The sequence below is a fragment of the Allobosea sp. P2_A10 genome, assembly GCF_056405115.1.
On sequence record NZ_JBFUCS010000003.1, the window covers coordinates 301847 to 317702 of the forward strand.

General features: G+C 66.6%; 14 protein-coding genes. 7 read left to right on the forward strand and 7 right to left on the reverse strand.

Annotation, left to right across the window (positions count from 1 at the left end; genetic code table 11):
* Nucleotides 1–2: 2 nt before the first annotated feature.
* Nucleotides 3–1565 (forward strand): ABC transporter substrate-binding protein, encoded by a 1563-nt coding sequence (locus AC1DZY_RS07365; RefSeq protein WP_476819431.1) that lies wholly within the window; start codon nucleotides 3–5, stop codon nucleotides 1563–1565.
* 168 nt (nucleotides 1566–1733) lie between these two features.
* Nucleotides 1734–4073: a xanthine dehydrogenase family protein molybdopterin-binding subunit gene (locus AC1DZY_RS07370; RefSeq protein WP_476819432.1), complete on the forward strand. Its 2340-nt coding sequence runs from the start codon at nucleotides 1734–1736 to the stop codon at nucleotides 4071–4073.
* On the opposite strand, the gene AC1DZY_RS07375 is transcribed toward AC1DZY_RS07370, so the two are convergent.
* Together AC1DZY_RS07375 and AC1DZY_RS07380 are read right to left on the reverse strand one after the other, a co-directional pair.
* Nucleotides 4070–4846 carry an SDR family oxidoreductase gene (locus tag AC1DZY_RS07375; RefSeq protein ID WP_476819433.1) on the reverse strand — a complete coding sequence of 259 codons (777 nt, stop codon included), beginning with the start codon at nucleotides 4844–4846 and terminating at the stop codon, nucleotides 4070–4072. The genes AC1DZY_RS07370 and AC1DZY_RS07375 overlap by 4 nt on opposite strands.
* Before the next feature lie 25 nt (nucleotides 4847–4871).
* Entirely contained in the window at nucleotides 4872–5678 is an 807-nt protein-coding gene (locus AC1DZY_RS07380; protein WP_476819434.1) for a GntR family transcriptional regulator, read from the reverse strand.
* A 113-nt stretch (nucleotides 5679–5791) separates the two neighbouring features.
* Here AC1DZY_RS07380 and AC1DZY_RS07385 point away from each other — a divergent pair, with 113 nt between their 5' ends.
* The 5 genes from AC1DZY_RS07385 (at nucleotide 5792) to kce (ending at nucleotide 12627) form a co-directional block, all read left to right on the forward strand.
* Nucleotides 5792–7054, forward strand: coding sequence for an ABC transporter substrate-binding protein (locus AC1DZY_RS07385; protein WP_476819435.1), 1263 nt, complete (start codon nucleotides 5792–5794; stop codon nucleotides 7052–7054).
* A gap of 175 nt (nucleotides 7055–7229) precedes the next feature.
* Nucleotides 7230–8105, forward strand: a complete 876-nt coding sequence (locus tag AC1DZY_RS07390; RefSeq protein ID WP_476819436.1) for a branched-chain amino acid ABC transporter permease — start codon at nucleotides 7230–7232, stop codon at nucleotides 8103–8105.
* A gap of 5 nt (nucleotides 8106–8110) precedes the next feature.
* Nucleotides 8111–10636: a branched-chain amino acid ABC transporter ATP-binding protein/permease gene (locus tag AC1DZY_RS07395; RefSeq protein WP_476819437.1), complete on the forward strand. Its 2526-nt coding sequence runs from the start codon at nucleotides 8111–8113 to the stop codon at nucleotides 10634–10636.
* Nucleotides 10637–10661: 25 nt separating this feature from the next.
* Nucleotides 10662–11600, forward strand: coding sequence for a 3-hydroxyacyl-CoA dehydrogenase (locus AC1DZY_RS07400; RefSeq protein ID WP_476819438.1), 939 nt, complete (start codon nucleotides 10662–10664; stop codon nucleotides 11598–11600).
* Between the two features lie 94 nt (nucleotides 11601–11694).
* On the forward strand, nucleotides 11695–12627 hold the full coding sequence (gene kce, locus AC1DZY_RS07405; protein ID WP_476819439.1) for a 3,5-dioxohexanoate:acetyl-CoA acetone transferase: 933 nt from the start codon (nucleotides 11695–11697) through the stop codon (nucleotides 12625–12627).
* A 192-nt stretch (nucleotides 12628–12819) separates the two neighbouring features.
* Here kce and AC1DZY_RS07410 read toward each other — a convergent pair whose 3' ends face one another.
* Genes AC1DZY_RS07410 through AC1DZY_RS07430 form a run of 5 tightly spaced genes read right to left on the reverse strand, consistent with a single transcriptional unit; the run spans nucleotide 12820 to nucleotide 15853 of the window.
* Nucleotides 12820–13941 (reverse strand): anhydro-N-acetylmuramic acid kinase, encoded by a 1122-nt coding sequence (locus tag AC1DZY_RS07410; protein ID WP_476819440.1) that lies wholly within the window; start codon nucleotides 13939–13941, stop codon nucleotides 12820–12822.
* On the reverse strand, nucleotides 13919–14227 hold the full coding sequence (locus AC1DZY_RS07415) for a DUF1330 domain-containing protein (protein ID WP_476819441.1): 309 nt from the start codon (nucleotides 14225–14227) through the stop codon (nucleotides 13919–13921). Before AC1DZY_RS07415 ends, AC1DZY_RS07410 begins: the two co-directional genes overlap by 23 nt.
* 4 nt (nucleotides 14228–14231) lie before the next feature.
* Entirely contained in the window at nucleotides 14232–14519 is a 288-nt protein-coding gene (locus AC1DZY_RS07420; protein ID WP_476819442.1) for a DUF1330 domain-containing protein, read from the reverse strand.
* A gap of 42 nt (nucleotides 14520–14561) precedes the next feature.
* On the reverse strand, nucleotides 14562–15272 hold the full coding sequence (pyrF, locus tag AC1DZY_RS07425) for an orotidine-5'-phosphate decarboxylase (RefSeq protein WP_476819443.1): 711 nt from the start codon (nucleotides 15270–15272) through the stop codon (nucleotides 14562–14564).
* Nucleotides 15269–15853, reverse strand: a complete 585-nt coding sequence (locus tag AC1DZY_RS07430; protein ID WP_476819444.1) for a histidine phosphatase family protein — start codon at nucleotides 15851–15853, stop codon at nucleotides 15269–15271. The genes pyrF and AC1DZY_RS07430 overlap by 4 nt, the downstream gene beginning before the upstream one ends.
* Nucleotides 15854–15856 lie beyond the last annotated feature (3 nt).

Genomic DNA, 15856 nt, shown 5'->3' on the forward strand with positions numbered 1-15856 from the left:
CCATGAGACGCCGTGACTTCCTTGCCGCCGCCGCCGCCGCGACCATCGCCCGCCCAGCCTTCTCGCAAAGCCGCGAAAGGACGCTGAAATTCGTGCCGCAGGCCGATCTCGCCAATCCCGACCCGGTCTGGACCACGGCCACCGTCGCCTACAATCACGGCTTCCTGGTCTGGGATACGCCATACGCGCTCGATAGCGGCTATCAGCCCAAGCCACAGATGATCGCCGGCCATACTCTGTCGGACGACAGGCTGACCTGGCGCTTCACCCAGCGCGAGGGCCTGCTCTGGCATGACGGCGAGCCGGTCCGTTCGATCGATTTCGTGACCTCGATCACGCGCTGGGCCAAGCGCCGCCCGCTCGGCCAGATCATGATGACGAACGGCGCCGAACTCAGCACGATCGACGACAAGACCTTCCAGATCAGGTTGAAGAAGCCCTTCGCGCTGATGCTGACGGCGCTGGCCGACTACTGCTTCATCATGCCCGAGCGGATCGCGAAGACCGACGCTTTCAAGCAGATCTCGGAATATGTCGGCTCCGGCCCGTTCCGCTTCCTGCGCGACGAATGGCAGCCTGGCGCACGCGCAGCCTATGCCCGCAACGAGCGCTATGTTCCGCGCAACGAACCCTCCAGCCTGCTCGCGGGCGGCAAGGTCGCCCATTTCGACCGGGTCGAATGGATTGTCATGCCCGATGGTTCGACCGCCGGAACCGCGCTGCAGGCGGGCGAGGTCGATTGGGTCGAGAACCCGCTGCCCGACCTGCTGCCGATCTTCCGCAAGAACGCCGCGACGCGGGTTCAGCTCAACGACAAGATCGGCGCGATCGGCATGGCGGCGATCAACCATCTGCATCCGCCCTTCGACAATCCCAGGCTGCTGCGCGCGCTGCTCGCCGGCATCGACCAGAAGGAGTTCATGCAAGCCGCCTTCAGCTCGGAGCCCGACCTCTACAAGACCGGCGTCGGCGTCTTCACCGCCGGACTGCCGATGGCCAATGACGAAGGCATGGATGTGTTCAAGGGCGATGTCGCGCTGGCGAAGAAGCTGGTCTCCGAAAGCGGCTACAAGGGCGAGCGCGTCGTGCTGATGTCGCCGAGCGACCAGGCGGTGCTCGGCGCGTTTCCGCCGGTGATGGCCTCGCTGATGCAAAAGATCGGTATCAATGTCGATCTGGTCACCACCGACTGGGGCACGGTGATCCAGCGCCGCTCGAGCCAGGAGCCGGTCGAGAAGGGCGGCTGGTCGATGTTCTGCACCTCCTATACGGGCCTGTCGGTCATGGATCCGGCCGTGCACCTGCCGCTGCGCGGCACCGGCAAGCAGGGCTGGTTCGGCTGGCCGACCGACCCGGAGATGGAAAAGCTGCGCGATTCCTGGCTCGATACGCCCGATCTCGCCGCGCAAAAGCAGATCGCCCGAAAGATCCAGGCCCGCGCCTTCGAGACCGTGCCGTTCATTCCTTTCGGCCAGTATTTCCTCGCCACGGCGGTGCGCTCCAACCTCACCGACTTCGTCGGCTGGCCGACGCCGGTGTTCTGGAACGTTCGCCGGCAAGCGTAAGGCGCCAGCCGATTGCATGAGCCATGATTGCATGAGTCATGTTTGCGTGAGTCATGTTTGCGTGAGTCATGCGCGCCTTTCGGCGCTATCAGGGAGCGGCAAAGCAGTTGCACGCGCGACCGCTGACGACTGGCGACGAGGCGAGAACGACCAGCCATGGACGAAGGCATGACCGCCTCGGAGACCTCAACCCCGGTCGCCGCTCCCGACGACCCACGCTCGCTGCGGCGACGGGAAGACCAGCGTTTCCTGACGGGAGCCGGCGACTATCTCGACGATACGCCTGTCGCCGGCGAACTCTTCGCCGCCGTGCTGCGCTCGCCCCATGCCCATGCCGCCATCCTGTCGATCGACAGTTCCTCAGCCGCCGGCATCAAGGGGGTGCGCGGCATCTACACGGCCGACGATCTCGACGGACTCGGGCCTCTGCCCTGCTACATCGCGGTCAAGACCGTCGAACCGCTAATCGTGCCGCCGCGTTTTCCTCTGGCGCGCGGGTTTGTCCGCCATGTCGGCGATGCCGTGGCGCTGGTCGTCGCCGACAGCCGCGAAGTCGCCCGCGACGCCTGCGAGCAGATTGCCGTCGATTACGACATCCTGCCGGCCGTGACTGACCTGCGCAGTGCGCCGGAACCCGACGCGCCGCAAATCTGGCCGGAAGCGCCGGGCAACCTCGCCTACCGGTTCCAGCGCGGCGATACGGAGGCCGTGGCGAAAGCCTTTGCCAAGGCCGCTCATGTCGTGACCTGCGACCTCGTCAACAACCGCATCGTCGCCGCAGCGCTGGAGCCGCGCATGGCGCTCGGCGGTTTCGACCGCAAGACTGGCGTCTATCGGCTGGCGATCAGCGGCGCCTCGGTCCACGCCATCCGGCGCGAACTGGCGGAGGGCGTCTTCGGCTTAGCCCCCGACCGCATCCAGGTCTCCTGCCCCGATGTCGGCGGCGGCTTTGGCATGAAGAACGTGACCTATCCCGAACAGGCTCTGGTGCTGTGGGCGGCGCGCAAGCTCGGCGCGCCGGTGCGCTGGGTCGCCGAACGCATCGACGAATTCACCAGCGGCGTGCATGGCCGCGACAATTTCACGACGGCGCGGCTGGCGCTCGACAGGCGCGGGCGCTTCCTGGCGCTGGCGGTCGAGACGATCGGCAATCTCGGCGCCTATGTCTCATCGCTGGGACCGGGCAGCTCGACCAACGCGCCCTCGGCCGCGATGGGCGGTCTCTACGACATCCCCGCCATGACCATGAACGTGCGCGGCGTCTTCACCAACACCGCCCCGATCGACGCCTATCGCGGGGCCGGCAAGCCCGAGGCGAACTATCTGCTGGAACGGCTGATCGAGAAGGCTGCGCATCAGCTCAGGCTCGATCCTGCCGAACTGCGCCGGCGCAACTTCATCAGGAACTTCCCCCATCGCAGCGCCTTCGGCACCGTGATCGATTGCGGTGAGTTCACAGAGAATCTCGACCAGGTGCTGCTCGCCGCCGATCGCGCCGGCTTCGCGGCGCGCAAGAGAGCGTCGAAGAAGGCAGGCAAGCTGCGCGGCTTCGGCATCGGCTGTTTCCTCGAAACCTCGCGCGGACAGCCCAATGAGGAAGCCTGGCTCTCGGTGCGCCCGGACGGGACGATCGACATGGCGGTGGGCACGCAGTCCAATGGCCAAGGGCATGAGACGAGCTTCGCGCAGGTCGCGGCAAAGCAGCTTGGCCTGCCGGTCGAGACCTTTACGCTCGTTCAGGGCGACACCGAACGCGTGCCGCGCGGCGGCGGCCATGGCGGGGCGCGCTCGCTGCATCTGGGTGGTGCGGCGCTGGTGATGGCCTGCGACGACCTGATCGCGCGGGCCAAGCCGGTGGCAGCGCAACTGCTGCAGGTCTCGGCTGAGGAACTGCATTTCGGCGATGGCTGTTTTCGCGCCGCCGCCAGCTCAGACGGGCTGGTGCGGGAGGTCGCGCTGATGGCCGTCGCACGGCATGTTCAGGAGAGCACGGGCGCGCCGCTCGGCGGCCATGGCGACAATGTCTGCGACGCCATCACCTTTCCCAATGGCGCGCAGGTCGCCGAGGTCGAGATCGATCCGGAGACGGGCGCTGTCTCGCTCGAACGCTATATCGCGATCGACGACTACGGGCGGCTGGTGAACCCGCTGCTCACCGAAAGCCAGGTCCATGGCGGGCTGGCGCAAGGCATCGGGCAGGCGCTTCTGGAGGAGGCGGTCTACGATCCCGATTCCGGGCAGCTCCTGAGCGCGACCTTCATGGATTACGCAATGCCGCGCGCCGACGACATTCCGTTTTTCGAGCTGACCATGGTCGAGGTCCCGACCAGGGCCAATCCGCTCGGCGCGAAAGGTTCAGGCCAGGCCGGCTGCATCGGTGCGCCGCAGACGGTGATGAACGCGATCCTCGACGCACTGCGCCCGCTCGGCGTCACCCATCTCGACATGCCCGCGACGCCGCAGCGGGTCTGGCGCGCGATCAGGGAGGCGCGCGCCGCCCGGGGTTAGCTCAGCATGCGCGTATCGCCGCAAACCGAGATTTCCTGACCCGAAATCGTCTTGCCGAATGGCGAGGCGAGGAAGACGATCTGGCGGGCGATGTCGGCTGGATCGACAAACTGTTTGATCGAGACGCCCGAGAACAATCGCGCGGTCATGTCCTCATGCGAGACGTTCATGCTGCGCGCCTTGTTGGCGATGACGCTCTGGATGCGCGGCCCCTCGACCAGTCCGGGGCAGATCGCGTTGGCGCGAATGCCGAATTCGCCGAGTTCCGCCGAAAGCGCCTTGGTGAAGCCGATCACGCCCCATTTTGCCGCCGCATAGGGCGAGCGCAGCGGAAAGCCGTGCTTTCCGGCCTGGCTCGACAGATTGACGATCGAGGCGTTGGCCGACTGCTTGAGGTGCTGGACGGCGAGCCGCGTGCAGTTGAACTGGCCGGTCAGGTCGATGGCGACGCACGTGTCCCAATCGGCAGGGTCTATCTCGTCGACGCGGCCGGTGGGACCGGCGATGCCGGCATTGTTGACGAGGCAATCGAGCCCGCCCAGCACCGCGACGGTATCCCCGATCAACTCGGCGACAGCGGCGCGGTCGGAGACGTCGCAGACCGATTGCGTGATCGCAGGATCGCTCTGCGCCATCTCGGCCAAAGCCGCCCTGTCGACATCGCAGATATGGACGCTGGCCCCCTCCGCCGCGAAGGCGCGCGCCGTTGCCCGCCCGATGCCGTTCGCTCCGGCGGTGACCAGCACGCGCAGGCCCTTGATCTGCAAATCCATGAGCTCACTCCAATCCGTTCAGCCCTCATCCCGAAGATGACGGCTCGTTTCCTCGCTGCAACTGTCCGGTCTGCTCGATATGCGCCGCGGCAGCCGCGATATCCGCCTCCAGCGCCGCACGCGCCGCGCCTGCATCGGATATTTGCAACGCCGCCAGCAGCTTCTCGTGCTCCTGCATGGCGCTGCCGCCCTTAAGCCGGCGCGGCTCATGGCGCATGTCGAGATTGAGCACCGGCCCGGCCTTGAGCCAGAGTCGCTCGATCATTTCGACGAGGCTCGGCATGCCCGCCGCCTCATAAAGCGAAAAATGCAGATCGCGATTGGCCGCGACGGCGCCCGCCGTGTCCGGCGGATCGGCGCTTGCCGCGCGGCGAAAGGCCGCCTCATGGGCCGCAACAGCCGCGATCTGCTCCGGCGTCGCCTTGCGCGTCGCCTCCTCGGCCGCGAAGCCCTCGACGACGAGCCGCAGCCGCGTCAGTTCGCGGAACTGGTCGAGCGTCAGCACCGGCACGCGCACCGCCCGGCCGGGCAGCACCTCGAGCGCCCGATCAGCTGCGAGCCGGCTGATCGCCTCGCGCACCGGCATCATCGAGACGCCGAGCGCCTCGGCGACACGGCGCAGCGACAGCTTTTCGCCCGGCGCCAGCCGGCCCGCGACCAGAAGCGCCCGCAATTCCCCGGTGACGCGATCTCCCAGGGTCTCGCGCTGGAGTGCGCCGATCTCGTCCAGCGCCGAAACGTCGGTCTCCGGCAATGCGACGAGAGGCCGGGCGGCGATCACCGACAAGGGCTTGGACACAGGTTTGGGCAAGGGCTGGACACGGCCGATCATGTCTGCCAACCTAACTGTGATCACAGATCACGACAAGCGGCCCCAAGACCGCGAAATCAAGAAACACAATCATCATCCAGCGCAAGGCGCGGAACCGTTCTGGGAGGAACGTCATGACTGAGCAGCCATCGAAATTCCGCGTCTCTCGCCGTCAGGCGCTGGCGGGCATCGGCGCAGGGGCCGCCACGGGGCTGATCGCCAGCCCTTCGGTCATCCTGGCCCAGACCTCCGACACGCTGCGCTACGGGCATCTGACGCCACGCACCGGCTTCCTCGGTCCGCTCGGCGAATACGCCGTGATGGCGGTCGATCTCGCAGTCGAGGAAATCAATGCCGCAGGCGGCGTCATGGGCCGCAAGCTCGAGGCGTTGAAGGAGGACTCGGTCAATCCGCAGACCGCCTCGACCAAGGCCGAGCGCATGTTCGAGCGCGACAAGGTCGCCTGCATCATCGGCGAGATCTCGTCGGCCTCCTGCCTGACGATCTCGCAGGTCGCGGCGCGCAACAAGATGCTGTTCGTCAACACCGGCGGCAATTCCGACGCGCTGCGTGGCGAGAGCTGCAACCGCTACATGTTCCATGTCGAGCACCAGAACTCGATGTATGTGAAGAGCGCAGGCCGCTCGCTGATGGCGCAGGGGCTGGTCAAGGGCAAGAAATGGTTCTCGCTGACGGCCGACTACGCCTTCGGCCACGATCTCAGCAAGGTCGCCAAGCGCTTCATGGAGGCCAATGGCGGGCAGTTCGCGGCCGACAAGCTGGTGCCGACCGACGCGACCGACTTCTCCGCGCTGCTGCTGGAAATCCGCGCCGCCAAGCCCGACCTCGTGATCTCGAACCTCGCCGGCAACCAGATCACCAACTTCCTCAAGCAATATTCCGAGTTCGGCCTGACCTTCCCGGTCGCGGGCTTCGGCTTCGACACGGCGCTGGCCTGGGCCGCCGGCAAGGATAATTTCGGCGGCATCTGGCCCTGCGTCTGGCACCACCTGATCGACACGCCCGCGACCAAGACCTTCGTCGCCGCCTTCACCAAGAAATACGGCAAGCCTCCGGAGAACCAGGCCTGGGGCGACTATGTCGCGATGAAGATCATGGCCCAGTCGATGAACGAGCTTAAATCGACCGATACCGCCAAGATCATCGAATATTGGGAGAAGGGCGCGAAGTTCGATGTGATGAAACCGCGTCCGGGCTATTTCCGCGCCTCCGACCACCAGATGATCAGCGAGATGTACACCATCACCGCCCTGCCGGCGGCGCAGGTCAAGAACCAGTGGGACCTCTTCACCTCGTCGCCCCCGGTGCCGGGCCCGAGCGAGGATCTCGAGGTCATCGCCACGCAGGGCGACGAGGCCGTCTGCAAGATGAGCTGACGATTTATTTGCTGATCAAACCCGCGCCGTCATCCCGGACAAGCGGCGCAGCCGCGCCGATCCGGGATCCATCGTAAGGCATCGCCGCGCTCTAGGATGGATCCCGGATCTCCGCTTCGCTGCGTCCGGGATGACGGCGCGTTCCCCACCAGATTGACCAGTCGAAAGCCCACCCTTGCTCACTCTCTTCATCCAGCAGGTTCTGAACGGGCTGCTCGACGGGGTTTATTACCTCCTGATCGCGCTCGGCCTGTCGCTGATCTTCTCGCTCGGCGGCATCGTCAACCTGGCGCACGGAGCCTTCTACGCGATCGGGGCCTATCTCACGATCGTGCTCGCGCCCCATATCGGCTTTGGCGGCACGATCATCGCCTCGCCGGTGCTGGTCGCGCTGATCGGCATCGTCGTCGAGCGCGGCCTGTTCCAGCGCTTCTACCGCTCCGACCCGATCCTCTCGCTGCTGCTGACCTTCGGGCTCGCCATGGTGGCCGAGCAGTCCCTGCGCATGATCTTTGGCGCGCCACCGCTCTCCTTCTCGATTCCGCCCGAACTGCGCGGCCAGATCTTCATCGGCGATTTCATCTATTCGCGTTATCGCGCTATGCTGCTCGGCATCGCGGCCCTGTGCGTGCTCGGCCTCTGGTTCCTGCTCCAGCGCACCGCCTTCGGCCGCGTCGTGCGCGCCGGCGTACAGAACCCCGACATGGTCGGCGCGCTCGGCATCTCCCTGCAGCCCTATATGGTCGCGGTCGCCGGCATCGGCATCGGGCTCGCGGGCCTCGCCGGCGTGCTGCTTGCGCCGATCTATTCGATCCATCCCGCCATGGGGCAGGAGATCATCACGCCGGCCTTCGTGGTCGTCGTCATCGGCGGGCTCGGCTCGTTCTGGGGCGTCGTCGTCGCCGCGCTCATGGTCGGCGTGGTCAAGGGCATCACGATCGGGCTCGGCTATACGCAGTGGTCGACGGCGGTGATCTACCTGATGATGCTGCTCGTGCTGCTGTTCCGTCCGCGCGGGCTGTTCGGCGAACGCATCCAGCGGTTCGAGTGATCGCGATGAACCCCAGCCTGCGCGACCACGCGCCACTCCTCATCGCTGCCGCCGGCCTCGTCGCCCTGCCCTTCCTGATGCACGTCATCGGGCTCGGCACGACCTCGGCGACCGAGATCGTCGTCTTCGCCATCGCCTGCATGGCGCTGAACATTCTGGTCGGCACGACCGGGCTGGTCTCCTTCGGCCATGGCGCCTGGTTCGGGCTCGCGGCCTATGCGGCCGGGCTGATCCAGCGCAACTGGCTGCCGGGCCAATTCGCGCTGCCGATCCTGCTGTCGATCGCCTTCGTCGCGCTGATCGCCTTTGTTTTCGGAGCGTTGATCCTGCGCCGCAAGGGCGTTTATTTCTCGCTGCTGACGCTGGCGCTGGCGGCGATGACCTATTCCGTGGCTTTCCGCTGGACGGCCGTGACCGGCGGCGAGGACGGGCTGGGCGGCATCAAGCGGCCGCTGTTCCTCGGCATCGATTTCGAGGTCGCATTGCCCTTCTACGTCCTGGTCGCCACGATCGGCATGGCCGTGGTGTACGGCCTCTGGCGCTTCCATCGCTCGCCGGTCGGCACCGTATTGGTCGCGATACGCGAGAACGAGCAGCGCGCCCGCTTCCTCGGCTATGCGACTGACCGCTACAAGCTCGTCGCCTTCACGCTGTCGGCGGGGCTGACCGGGCTCGCCGGCTCGCTCCTGCTGTTCAACAACCGCATGACGTCGGCCGACCCGATCTCGGTCGCCTTTTCCGGCGACTTGCTAGCGATGGTGGTGATCGGCGGCATGCGCTCTTTTCTGGGGCCGGCGCTCGGCGCGCTCTTCTTCGTGATTTTCCGCGACTACCTCTCAAGCCTGACGCCGAACTGGCTGTTCTGGTTCGGCCTGCTCTTCGTCGGCTTCATCGTGTTCTCGCCGACGGGGCTCGTCGGCGTGGCCGAGCGATTGCTGCGGCCCTTCCGCAAGCAAGTCGCGGGCGCCGCCGCCATGTCGGAACGCAAGGCAGGCGCGGTGACGCTGCCGGACTTCATGAAGCCCGCCGACGCTGGCGACGGCGTCATCCTGACCGCGACCGGGCTCGCCAAGAGTTTTGGCGGGATCAGGGCGGTCGAGGGCGTCGACTTGCAGATGCGCGACCGCCGCCTGCATGCGCTGATCGGGCCCAACGGCGCCGGCAAGACCACGGCCTTCAATTTGATCTCCGGCCTGTTCCCGCCCGATCGCGGCACCGTCCACCTGCGCGATCGGCAGATCGGCGGCCTGTCCCCGGAGGCGATCACGCAGGCCGGCATCGGGCGCGCGTTCCAGATCACCAACCTGTTCCCGACGCTCTCGGTCGAGGAAAATGTCCGCCTGGCCGTGCAGGCGCGCGCGCCCGAGCGCTTCAACCTCTGGCGCGCGTCCGGCTCGCTTGCCGAGGTCAATGCGCAGACGAGTGCCGTGATCGACACGATGGGCCTGCGCGGCATCGAGAGCGCCGAGGCCGGCTCGTTGAGCTATGGCGGACAGCGCCTGCTCGACATGAGCCTCGCGCTCGCGACGAAGCCGCGCGTGTTGCTGCTCGACGAGCCCCTGGCGGGACTGGCAGCGGCTGAGCGCGAGCGCGTCGGCAACCTGATCAAATCGATCTCGACCGATCTGCCGGTGCTGCTGGTGGAGCACGACATCGACCGCGTCTTCGCCATCGCCGACCATGTCACGGTGATGAACGAGGGCGCGGTGCTGGTCGACGGCACGGTCGAGGACGCGCGTTCGTCGCCGCGCGTGCAGGAGGTCTATATCGGCTCTGGCGCGCATGCGCTGGCGGAAAAGCAGCGAGAAAGCGCCGCCGGGGATAAGGTTCTGCTCGGGCTTTCCGGCGTCGATACGTTCTACGGCAAGAGCCACATTCTCAGGCAGGTCGCGCTCGACGTGCACGAGAACGAGATCGTCGCACTGCTCGGCCGCAACGGGGCCGGCAAATCGACCCTGCTCAAGACCATCACCGGCATCGCGCCGCCAGCCACCGGCACGATCACGCTGGCAGGGTCCGATATCGCAAAGCAGCCGCCCGCCGCGATCGCGCGCGCCGGCATCGCCTATGTGCCGCAGGGACGCGGGCTCTTCGCCGGCATGAGCGTCAAAGACAATATGGAGCTCGGTCGGCTCAAGCGCATGACCGGGAACGGCACGCGCTGGGAGGATGAAAAGATCTTCTCGTTCTTCCCGCGCATCAGGCAACGCTGGCATTCGCCGGCCGACTACCTTTCCGGCGGCGAACAGCAGATGGTGGCGGTGGCGCGCGCGCTCTCGGGCGACACTCGCGTGCTGCTGCTCGACGAGCCCTTCGAGGGGCTGGCTCCGGCGGTGGTGGAGGAGCTGTTCGAGGCCTTCGACAAGCTTAGGCAGGAGATCGCGATCGTGATCGTCGACCACCATCTCGATCTCGCGCTGGCGCTGTCGGACCGCACCGTCGTGCTGGAGCGCGGCGCTGTCGTCCATACCGGCCCCTCGCGCGCTCTGAGCCGGGATCTGGCGCTGAGGCGGCAGGTGCTGTGGCTTTGAAGACAAGAACGAACGAGGAGCATCCGTGACCACAATCGCCATCGTCGGCTCGGGCCTGATCGGCCGCGCCTGGGCCACCGTCTTCGCGAGCCATGGCTGCGACGTTGCGCTGCATGACGTTGCGCCCGGCGCGGCGGAAGCGGCACGGGTCCATATCGGGACCAATCTCGAAGAACTGGCCGGGCATAGCCTCGTCGACGATCCCAAGGGTTCGCTCGCCCGCATCCGCGTCGCCGCCGGCCTTGCCGACGCGCTGAAAGGCGCCGACCTCGTTCAGGAGAATGGGCCGGAAACCGTCGAGGCTAAGCAGAAACTGTTCGCGCAGATGGACGAACTCGCCGCGCCAGCCACGATCCTCGCGTCCTCGACATCCTTCATCATGGCGTCGGTCTTCAGCGAGACCCTGAAGGGACGCGCTCGCTGCCTCGTCGCCCATCCGGTCAATCCGCCCCATCTCGTGCCGATCGTCGAGCTTGCGCCTGCGCCGTGGACCGATCCGGCTGTCGTCGAACGCGCCAAGGCGATCTACGAGCAGGCCGGCCAGGTGCCGATCACGCTGCGCAAGGAGAAAGCCGGCTTCGTGCTCAACCGGCTTCAGGCCGTGTTGCTGGCCGAGGCGTTCCGGCTCGTCGGCGAAGGCGTCGCCAGCGCCGAGGACGTCGACAAGACCATTCGCGACGGGCTTGGCCTGCGCTGGTCCTTCATGGGGCCGTTCGAGACAATCGAGCTCAATGCGCCCGGCGGCATTCCCGATTACTGCGCCCGCTATGGCCCCTCGCTCGATCGCATGGCGTCGGAGGGCGTCGGCGGCGACCCGTTCGGCGAGAAGACGGTCGCGACCGTGATGAGCGAATGGCCGGGCACGCAATCGGCCGAACGGGTGAAGCGCCTCAGTGACTGGCGCGACACGCGACTGGCGGCACTACAGGCGCACAAGCGCGCCGCCGGGCGCAAGCCCGCCTGACGCCTGTGCGGAAATACCGGGACGCCTTCAGGCGCTCGATCGGCTAGAACAGAGGAATGGTCCGACCATTCCGGACACGACGAGGACGAGGACCATGGCGAAGAACCGCAAAGTCATCATCACCTGCGCCGTCACCGGCGCGATCCACACGCCCTCGATGTCGCCCTATCTGCCGGTGACGGCGCAGGAGATCATCGATGCGGCGGTCGGCGCGGCCGAAGCCGGCGCGGCGCTGGTCCATGTCCATGCGCGCGATCCGGTCACCGGCAAGCCCGATCAATCGCCGGCCGCCTTCGAGCCCTTTCTGAAGGTGATCAAGCAGCGCTGCGACGCCGTCATCAACATCACCACCGGCGGCGCGCCGACCATGGGCATCGAGGAACGGCTGCAGCCCTGCACGCATTTCAAGCCCGAGGTCGCCTCGCTCAACATGGGCTCTATGAATTTCGGGCTCTACCCGATGCTGACCCGCTTCAAGGACTTCAAGCACGACTGGGAAGAGCCCTATCTGGCGGGTTCGAAGGACCGGATTTTCAAGAACACCTTCCAGGACATCGAGAACATCCTGACGACCTGCGCGGAGAACGGCACGCGCTTCGAGATCGAATGCTACGATATCGGCCACCTCTATACGCTCGCCCATTTCGTCGACAAAGGGCTGGTGAAGCCACCCTTCTTCGTCCAGTCGGTCTTCGGGATTCTCGGAGGCATCGGTCCTCATCCCGAGGACGTCATCCACATGAAGCGCACGGCGGACCGGCTCTTCGGCGACGCATACCAGTGGTCGGTGCTGGGCGCGGGCCGGCACCAGCTGCCGATCGCGGCGATGGCCGTGTCGATGGGCGGCAATCTGCGCGTCGGGCTGGAGGATTCGCTCTGGCTCGGACCGGGCCAGATGGCGAAGTCCAATGCCGATCAGGTCAAGGCGGCGCGGATGATCATCGAGGGGCTCGGCCTCGAGGTCGCGACCCCAGCCTATGCTCGCGAGGTGCTGGAGCTCAAAGGCGCGGACAAGGTCGCGTTCTGAAGCCTTTCTGATTTTACTCGGACACTCTGCCGTCATTCCGGGCGAAGCGAAGCGCAGACCCGGAATCCATCATGGAGCACCGCGCCCTACGATGGATTCCGGATCAGCGCGGCTGCGCCGCTTGTCCGGAATGACGGCGCAGGTCCATCAAAAAGCGGCAAGCGATAGGTGTGACGCAAAGTTGGGGCGGCGCTACCGCGCCGGCCGGTTCAGCCGGCCGCCGGTCAGCGGCTGCGGCACGCCGGTCGTGCCCGGCTCACTCAGCGGCAGGCCCCTCACCGAGCGGATCGCCAGATAGGCGAAGGTCTGCGCCTCCAGCGCATCGCCGTCCCAGCCCGCCGCCTCGACCGGTTCGACGGGCACGCCGAGGCGCTTACCGAGCCGCTCCATGAAATGCCGGTTGAGCCGCCCGCCGCCACCGACGAGCCAGCGTGCGGGCGCGCGCGGGACATGGCGCAGGCTCGCCACGACACTCTCGACGGTGAAGGCCGCGAGCGTCGCCGCCCCGTCCGCATCCGAGAGCGGTTCGACGACCTGGGCCCGCCGGTGAAAATCATTGCGGTCGAGCGATTTCGGCGCCGCGCGGTCGAAGAACGGGTTGTCCATGAACGCCGCAACCAGATCGTCGCGAACATGGCCGCTGGCGGCGAGCGCGCCATCGGCGTCATAGGTCCGGCCCTGCCGCTTCAGCACGAAATCGTCGAGGATCGCGCTGGCCGGCCCGGTGTCGAAGGCGATCACGGTGTCGCCGTCGATGAAGGTGACATTGCCGACGCCGCCGAGGTTGAGCACCATCACCGGCTGCGGCAGCGCCTGCGCGAGCGCACGATGATAGAGCGGCGCGAAGGGCGCGCCCTCACCGCCGGCCGCGACATCGGCATAGCGGAAGCGGTCGACGGTCGGAATGCCGAGCGCCTCCGCCACCGCCGGCCCGTCGATCAGCTGGCGGGTAAAGCGCCGTTCCGGGCGGTGGTAGACCGTCTGGCCATGCAGGCCGACGAGGTCGATTGCAGCCCTATCGATGGCATGGTCGGCGATGAAGCGCTCGATAGCCGCAAGATGGTCGGCGGTGACAGCCGCTTCCAGTTCGAGCAACGGCTCCGTCAGCGCCCGCTCGGCCTGCGCCACCAGCGCCTGCAGGTCACGACGCGTTCCGGCGCGATAGGGATAGGACGCGCCTGCGCCGAAGCGCGGCGTGTCGCGCCCGTCGCTGGTGACGATCGACACGTCGATGCCATCCATCGAGGTGCCGCTGATGACGCCGATGGCGGTCAGCGGCCCCTGCGCCAGATCAGTCGCCGGGCTGTGCGCCATCGTAACCGCCGATGATGACGAGATCGACCGGGCCGACATTGGCGAGATGCTTCACAGCCGCCTGGTATTCCGGCGACTCGTAGCAGGCCCTCGCCGTCGCCTCGTCCTTGAATTCGACGACGACGTTGTGCTTGCGCCCGTCCCCGCGCGCCAGCTTGTACTCCCCGCCTCGAACGATGAACCTGCCGCCATATTTGGCGAAAGCGACGGCGTTCAGCGAGCGATAAGTGTCGTACTCGCCCTGATTTTCCACATCGACGCGGGCGATCCAGTATCCCTTGGCCATGGCGTCAGACCCCCTCGACCACGACGATGTCGATCTCGCCGGCGCCCTCTCGCAGCTTGCGCGCGGCAGCGTATTCGGGAGAGGCCGCATAGGCCTTGGCCGAGGCGAAATCAGCGAATTCGATGACGATGTTGCGGGCGCGGCCCTCGCCCTCGGCCACTGTCATCTGGCCGCCGCGCACGATCGGCGTGCCGCCATGGATCTTCATCGCCTCGGCGGTCGCGGCGGCATAAGCCGCCCATTGCGTCGCGTTTGTCACCTTGGCGCGGGCGATCACATATCCCTTGGGCATGGTCTTCGATCCGTTTGCTGGATTAAGGATTGGACCGGGAGACTACGTCGCCGCCGCGATCTCGTCCATGATCGCAGCCGCCGCTCCACGCGGATCGGCTGCGCGGATGATGGGGCGCCCGATCACGAGATGGTCAACACCGGCGCGAATGGCCTCGCCGGGCGTCAGCGTACGCTTCTGGTCGCCCACGGCGCTGCCGGCAGGCCGGATGCCCGGGGTCACGATCAGCATGTTGCTGCCGACCACGTCGCGGACGATCTCTGTCTCAGCGGCCGAGCAGACGATGCCGTCGATGCCGGTGGTGCGGGCCTGCTCGGCGCGCAGGCGCACGAGGTCACGCACGGCCAGGCCGTAGCCGGCGTCGCGCAGGTCGCCGTCATCATAGGAGGTCAGTGCGGTGACGGCGAGCAGCTTTAGCGACGCATCGCCCTTGCCTTCGACCGCGCCGCGCATGGTCTGCGGATAGGCGTGCACGGTCAGGAGATCGACGCCGAGATTGCTGAGTGAGGAAACGCCCTCGGTCACGGTGTTGCCGATGTCGTGGAGCTTGAGATCGAGGAAGACCTTCTTGCCCTCCGCGACCAGCTGCTGGGTCAGTTGCAGGCCGCCGGCGAAGGCGAGCGCATAGCCGATCTTGTAGAACGTCGCCTCGTCGCCGAGTTGCGAGACGATGCGATAAGCGTCCCAGATCGTGGGCACGTCGAGAGCGACGATCATGCGGTCGCGCAGGTCATTGATCTTCTTTTGCGTCATCGGCCGGCGACCTCCTCCATCGAGCGCCAGCCGTGGTGCACGATTCGGGTCGCGGCGTCGAATGCGAAGAGATTGCCGCCGCCGCCCGGCTGGTCGCTCCTGCGGGCTATGGGCTCGTGCAGGAGATGGCAGAGCAGCAACGTGCCGACGCCGCCATGGCCGACGAGAAGCACGTCGCCCTCGGCCGGTTCGGCCAGCACGGCCTCGACCTCGCTGATGATCCGCCCCTGCGCATCGGCCGCGCGCTCCCAGCCGCGAATGCTCTGCTGCGGCGAGGCGAAGAAGGCGTCTGCCATCGCCTCGAATTCGGGCGGCGGCAGATAGCCCGTGGCCGAGCGGTCGTTCTCGTGCATGGTCTCGCGCATGCAGACGGAAACGCCCAGTGCGGCGGCGATGATCTGCGCGGTCTCGATCGCCTTGCGCTCGGCCGATGACACGATGCGACGGGTGGCCAAAAGCAGCGACGCGCTGGCAAAAGCCTCTGTCCGTTCCCTGCCGAGTTCCGAAAGCCCCCAATCGGGCACCGGCACGGCGGCATCGATCGCAACCTGCGGGTGGCTGAGATAGCGGATGGTCGCCATGGC

What these genes read in the sequence shown, in the direction of transcription:
- AC1DZY_RS07365 (WP_476819431.1), top strand. Translation starts at nt 3, where the DNA reads ATGAGACGCCGTGACTTCCTTGCCGCCGCCGCCGCCGCGACCATCGCC.
- AC1DZY_RS07410 (WP_476819440.1), bottom strand. Translation starts at nt 13,941, where the DNA reads ATGGCGCACAGCCCGGCGACTGATCTGGCGCAGGGGCCGCTGACCGCC.
- AC1DZY_RS07385 (WP_476819435.1), top strand. Translation starts at nt 5,792, where the DNA reads ATGACTGAGCAGCCATCGAAATTCCGCGTCTCTCGCCGTCAGGCGCTG.
- AC1DZY_RS07430 (WP_476819444.1), bottom strand. Translation starts at nt 15,853, where the DNA reads ATGGCGACCATCCGCTATCTCAGCCACCCGCAGGTTGCGATCGATGCC.
- pyrF (WP_476819443.1), bottom strand. Translation starts at nt 15,272, where the DNA reads ATGACGCAAAAGAAGATCAATGACCTGCGCGACCGCATGATCGTCGCT.
- AC1DZY_RS07395 (WP_476819437.1), top strand. Translation starts at nt 8,111, where the DNA reads ATGAACCCCAGCCTGCGCGACCACGCGCCACTCCTCATCGCTGCCGCC.
- kce (WP_476819439.1), top strand. Translation starts at nt 11,695, where the DNA reads ATGGCGAAGAACCGCAAAGTCATCATCACCTGCGCCGTCACCGGCGCG.
- AC1DZY_RS07375 (WP_476819433.1), bottom strand. Translation starts at nt 4,846, where the DNA reads ATGGATTTGCAGATCAAGGGCCTGCGCGTGCTGGTCACCGCCGGAGCG.
- AC1DZY_RS07420 (WP_476819442.1), bottom strand. Translation starts at nt 14,519, where the DNA reads ATGCCCAAGGGATATGTGATCGCCCGCGCCAAGGTGACAAACGCGACG.
- AC1DZY_RS07415 (WP_476819441.1), bottom strand. Translation starts at nt 14,227, where the DNA reads ATGGCCAAGGGATACTGGATCGCCCGCGTCGATGTGGAAAATCAGGGC.
- AC1DZY_RS07380 (WP_476819434.1), bottom strand. Translation starts at nt 5,678, where the DNA reads ATGATCGGCCGTGTCCAGCCCTTGCCCAAACCTGTGTCCAAGCCCTTG.
- AC1DZY_RS07370 (WP_476819432.1), top strand. Translation starts at nt 1,734, where the DNA reads ATGACCGCCTCGGAGACCTCAACCCCGGTCGCCGCTCCCGACGACCCA.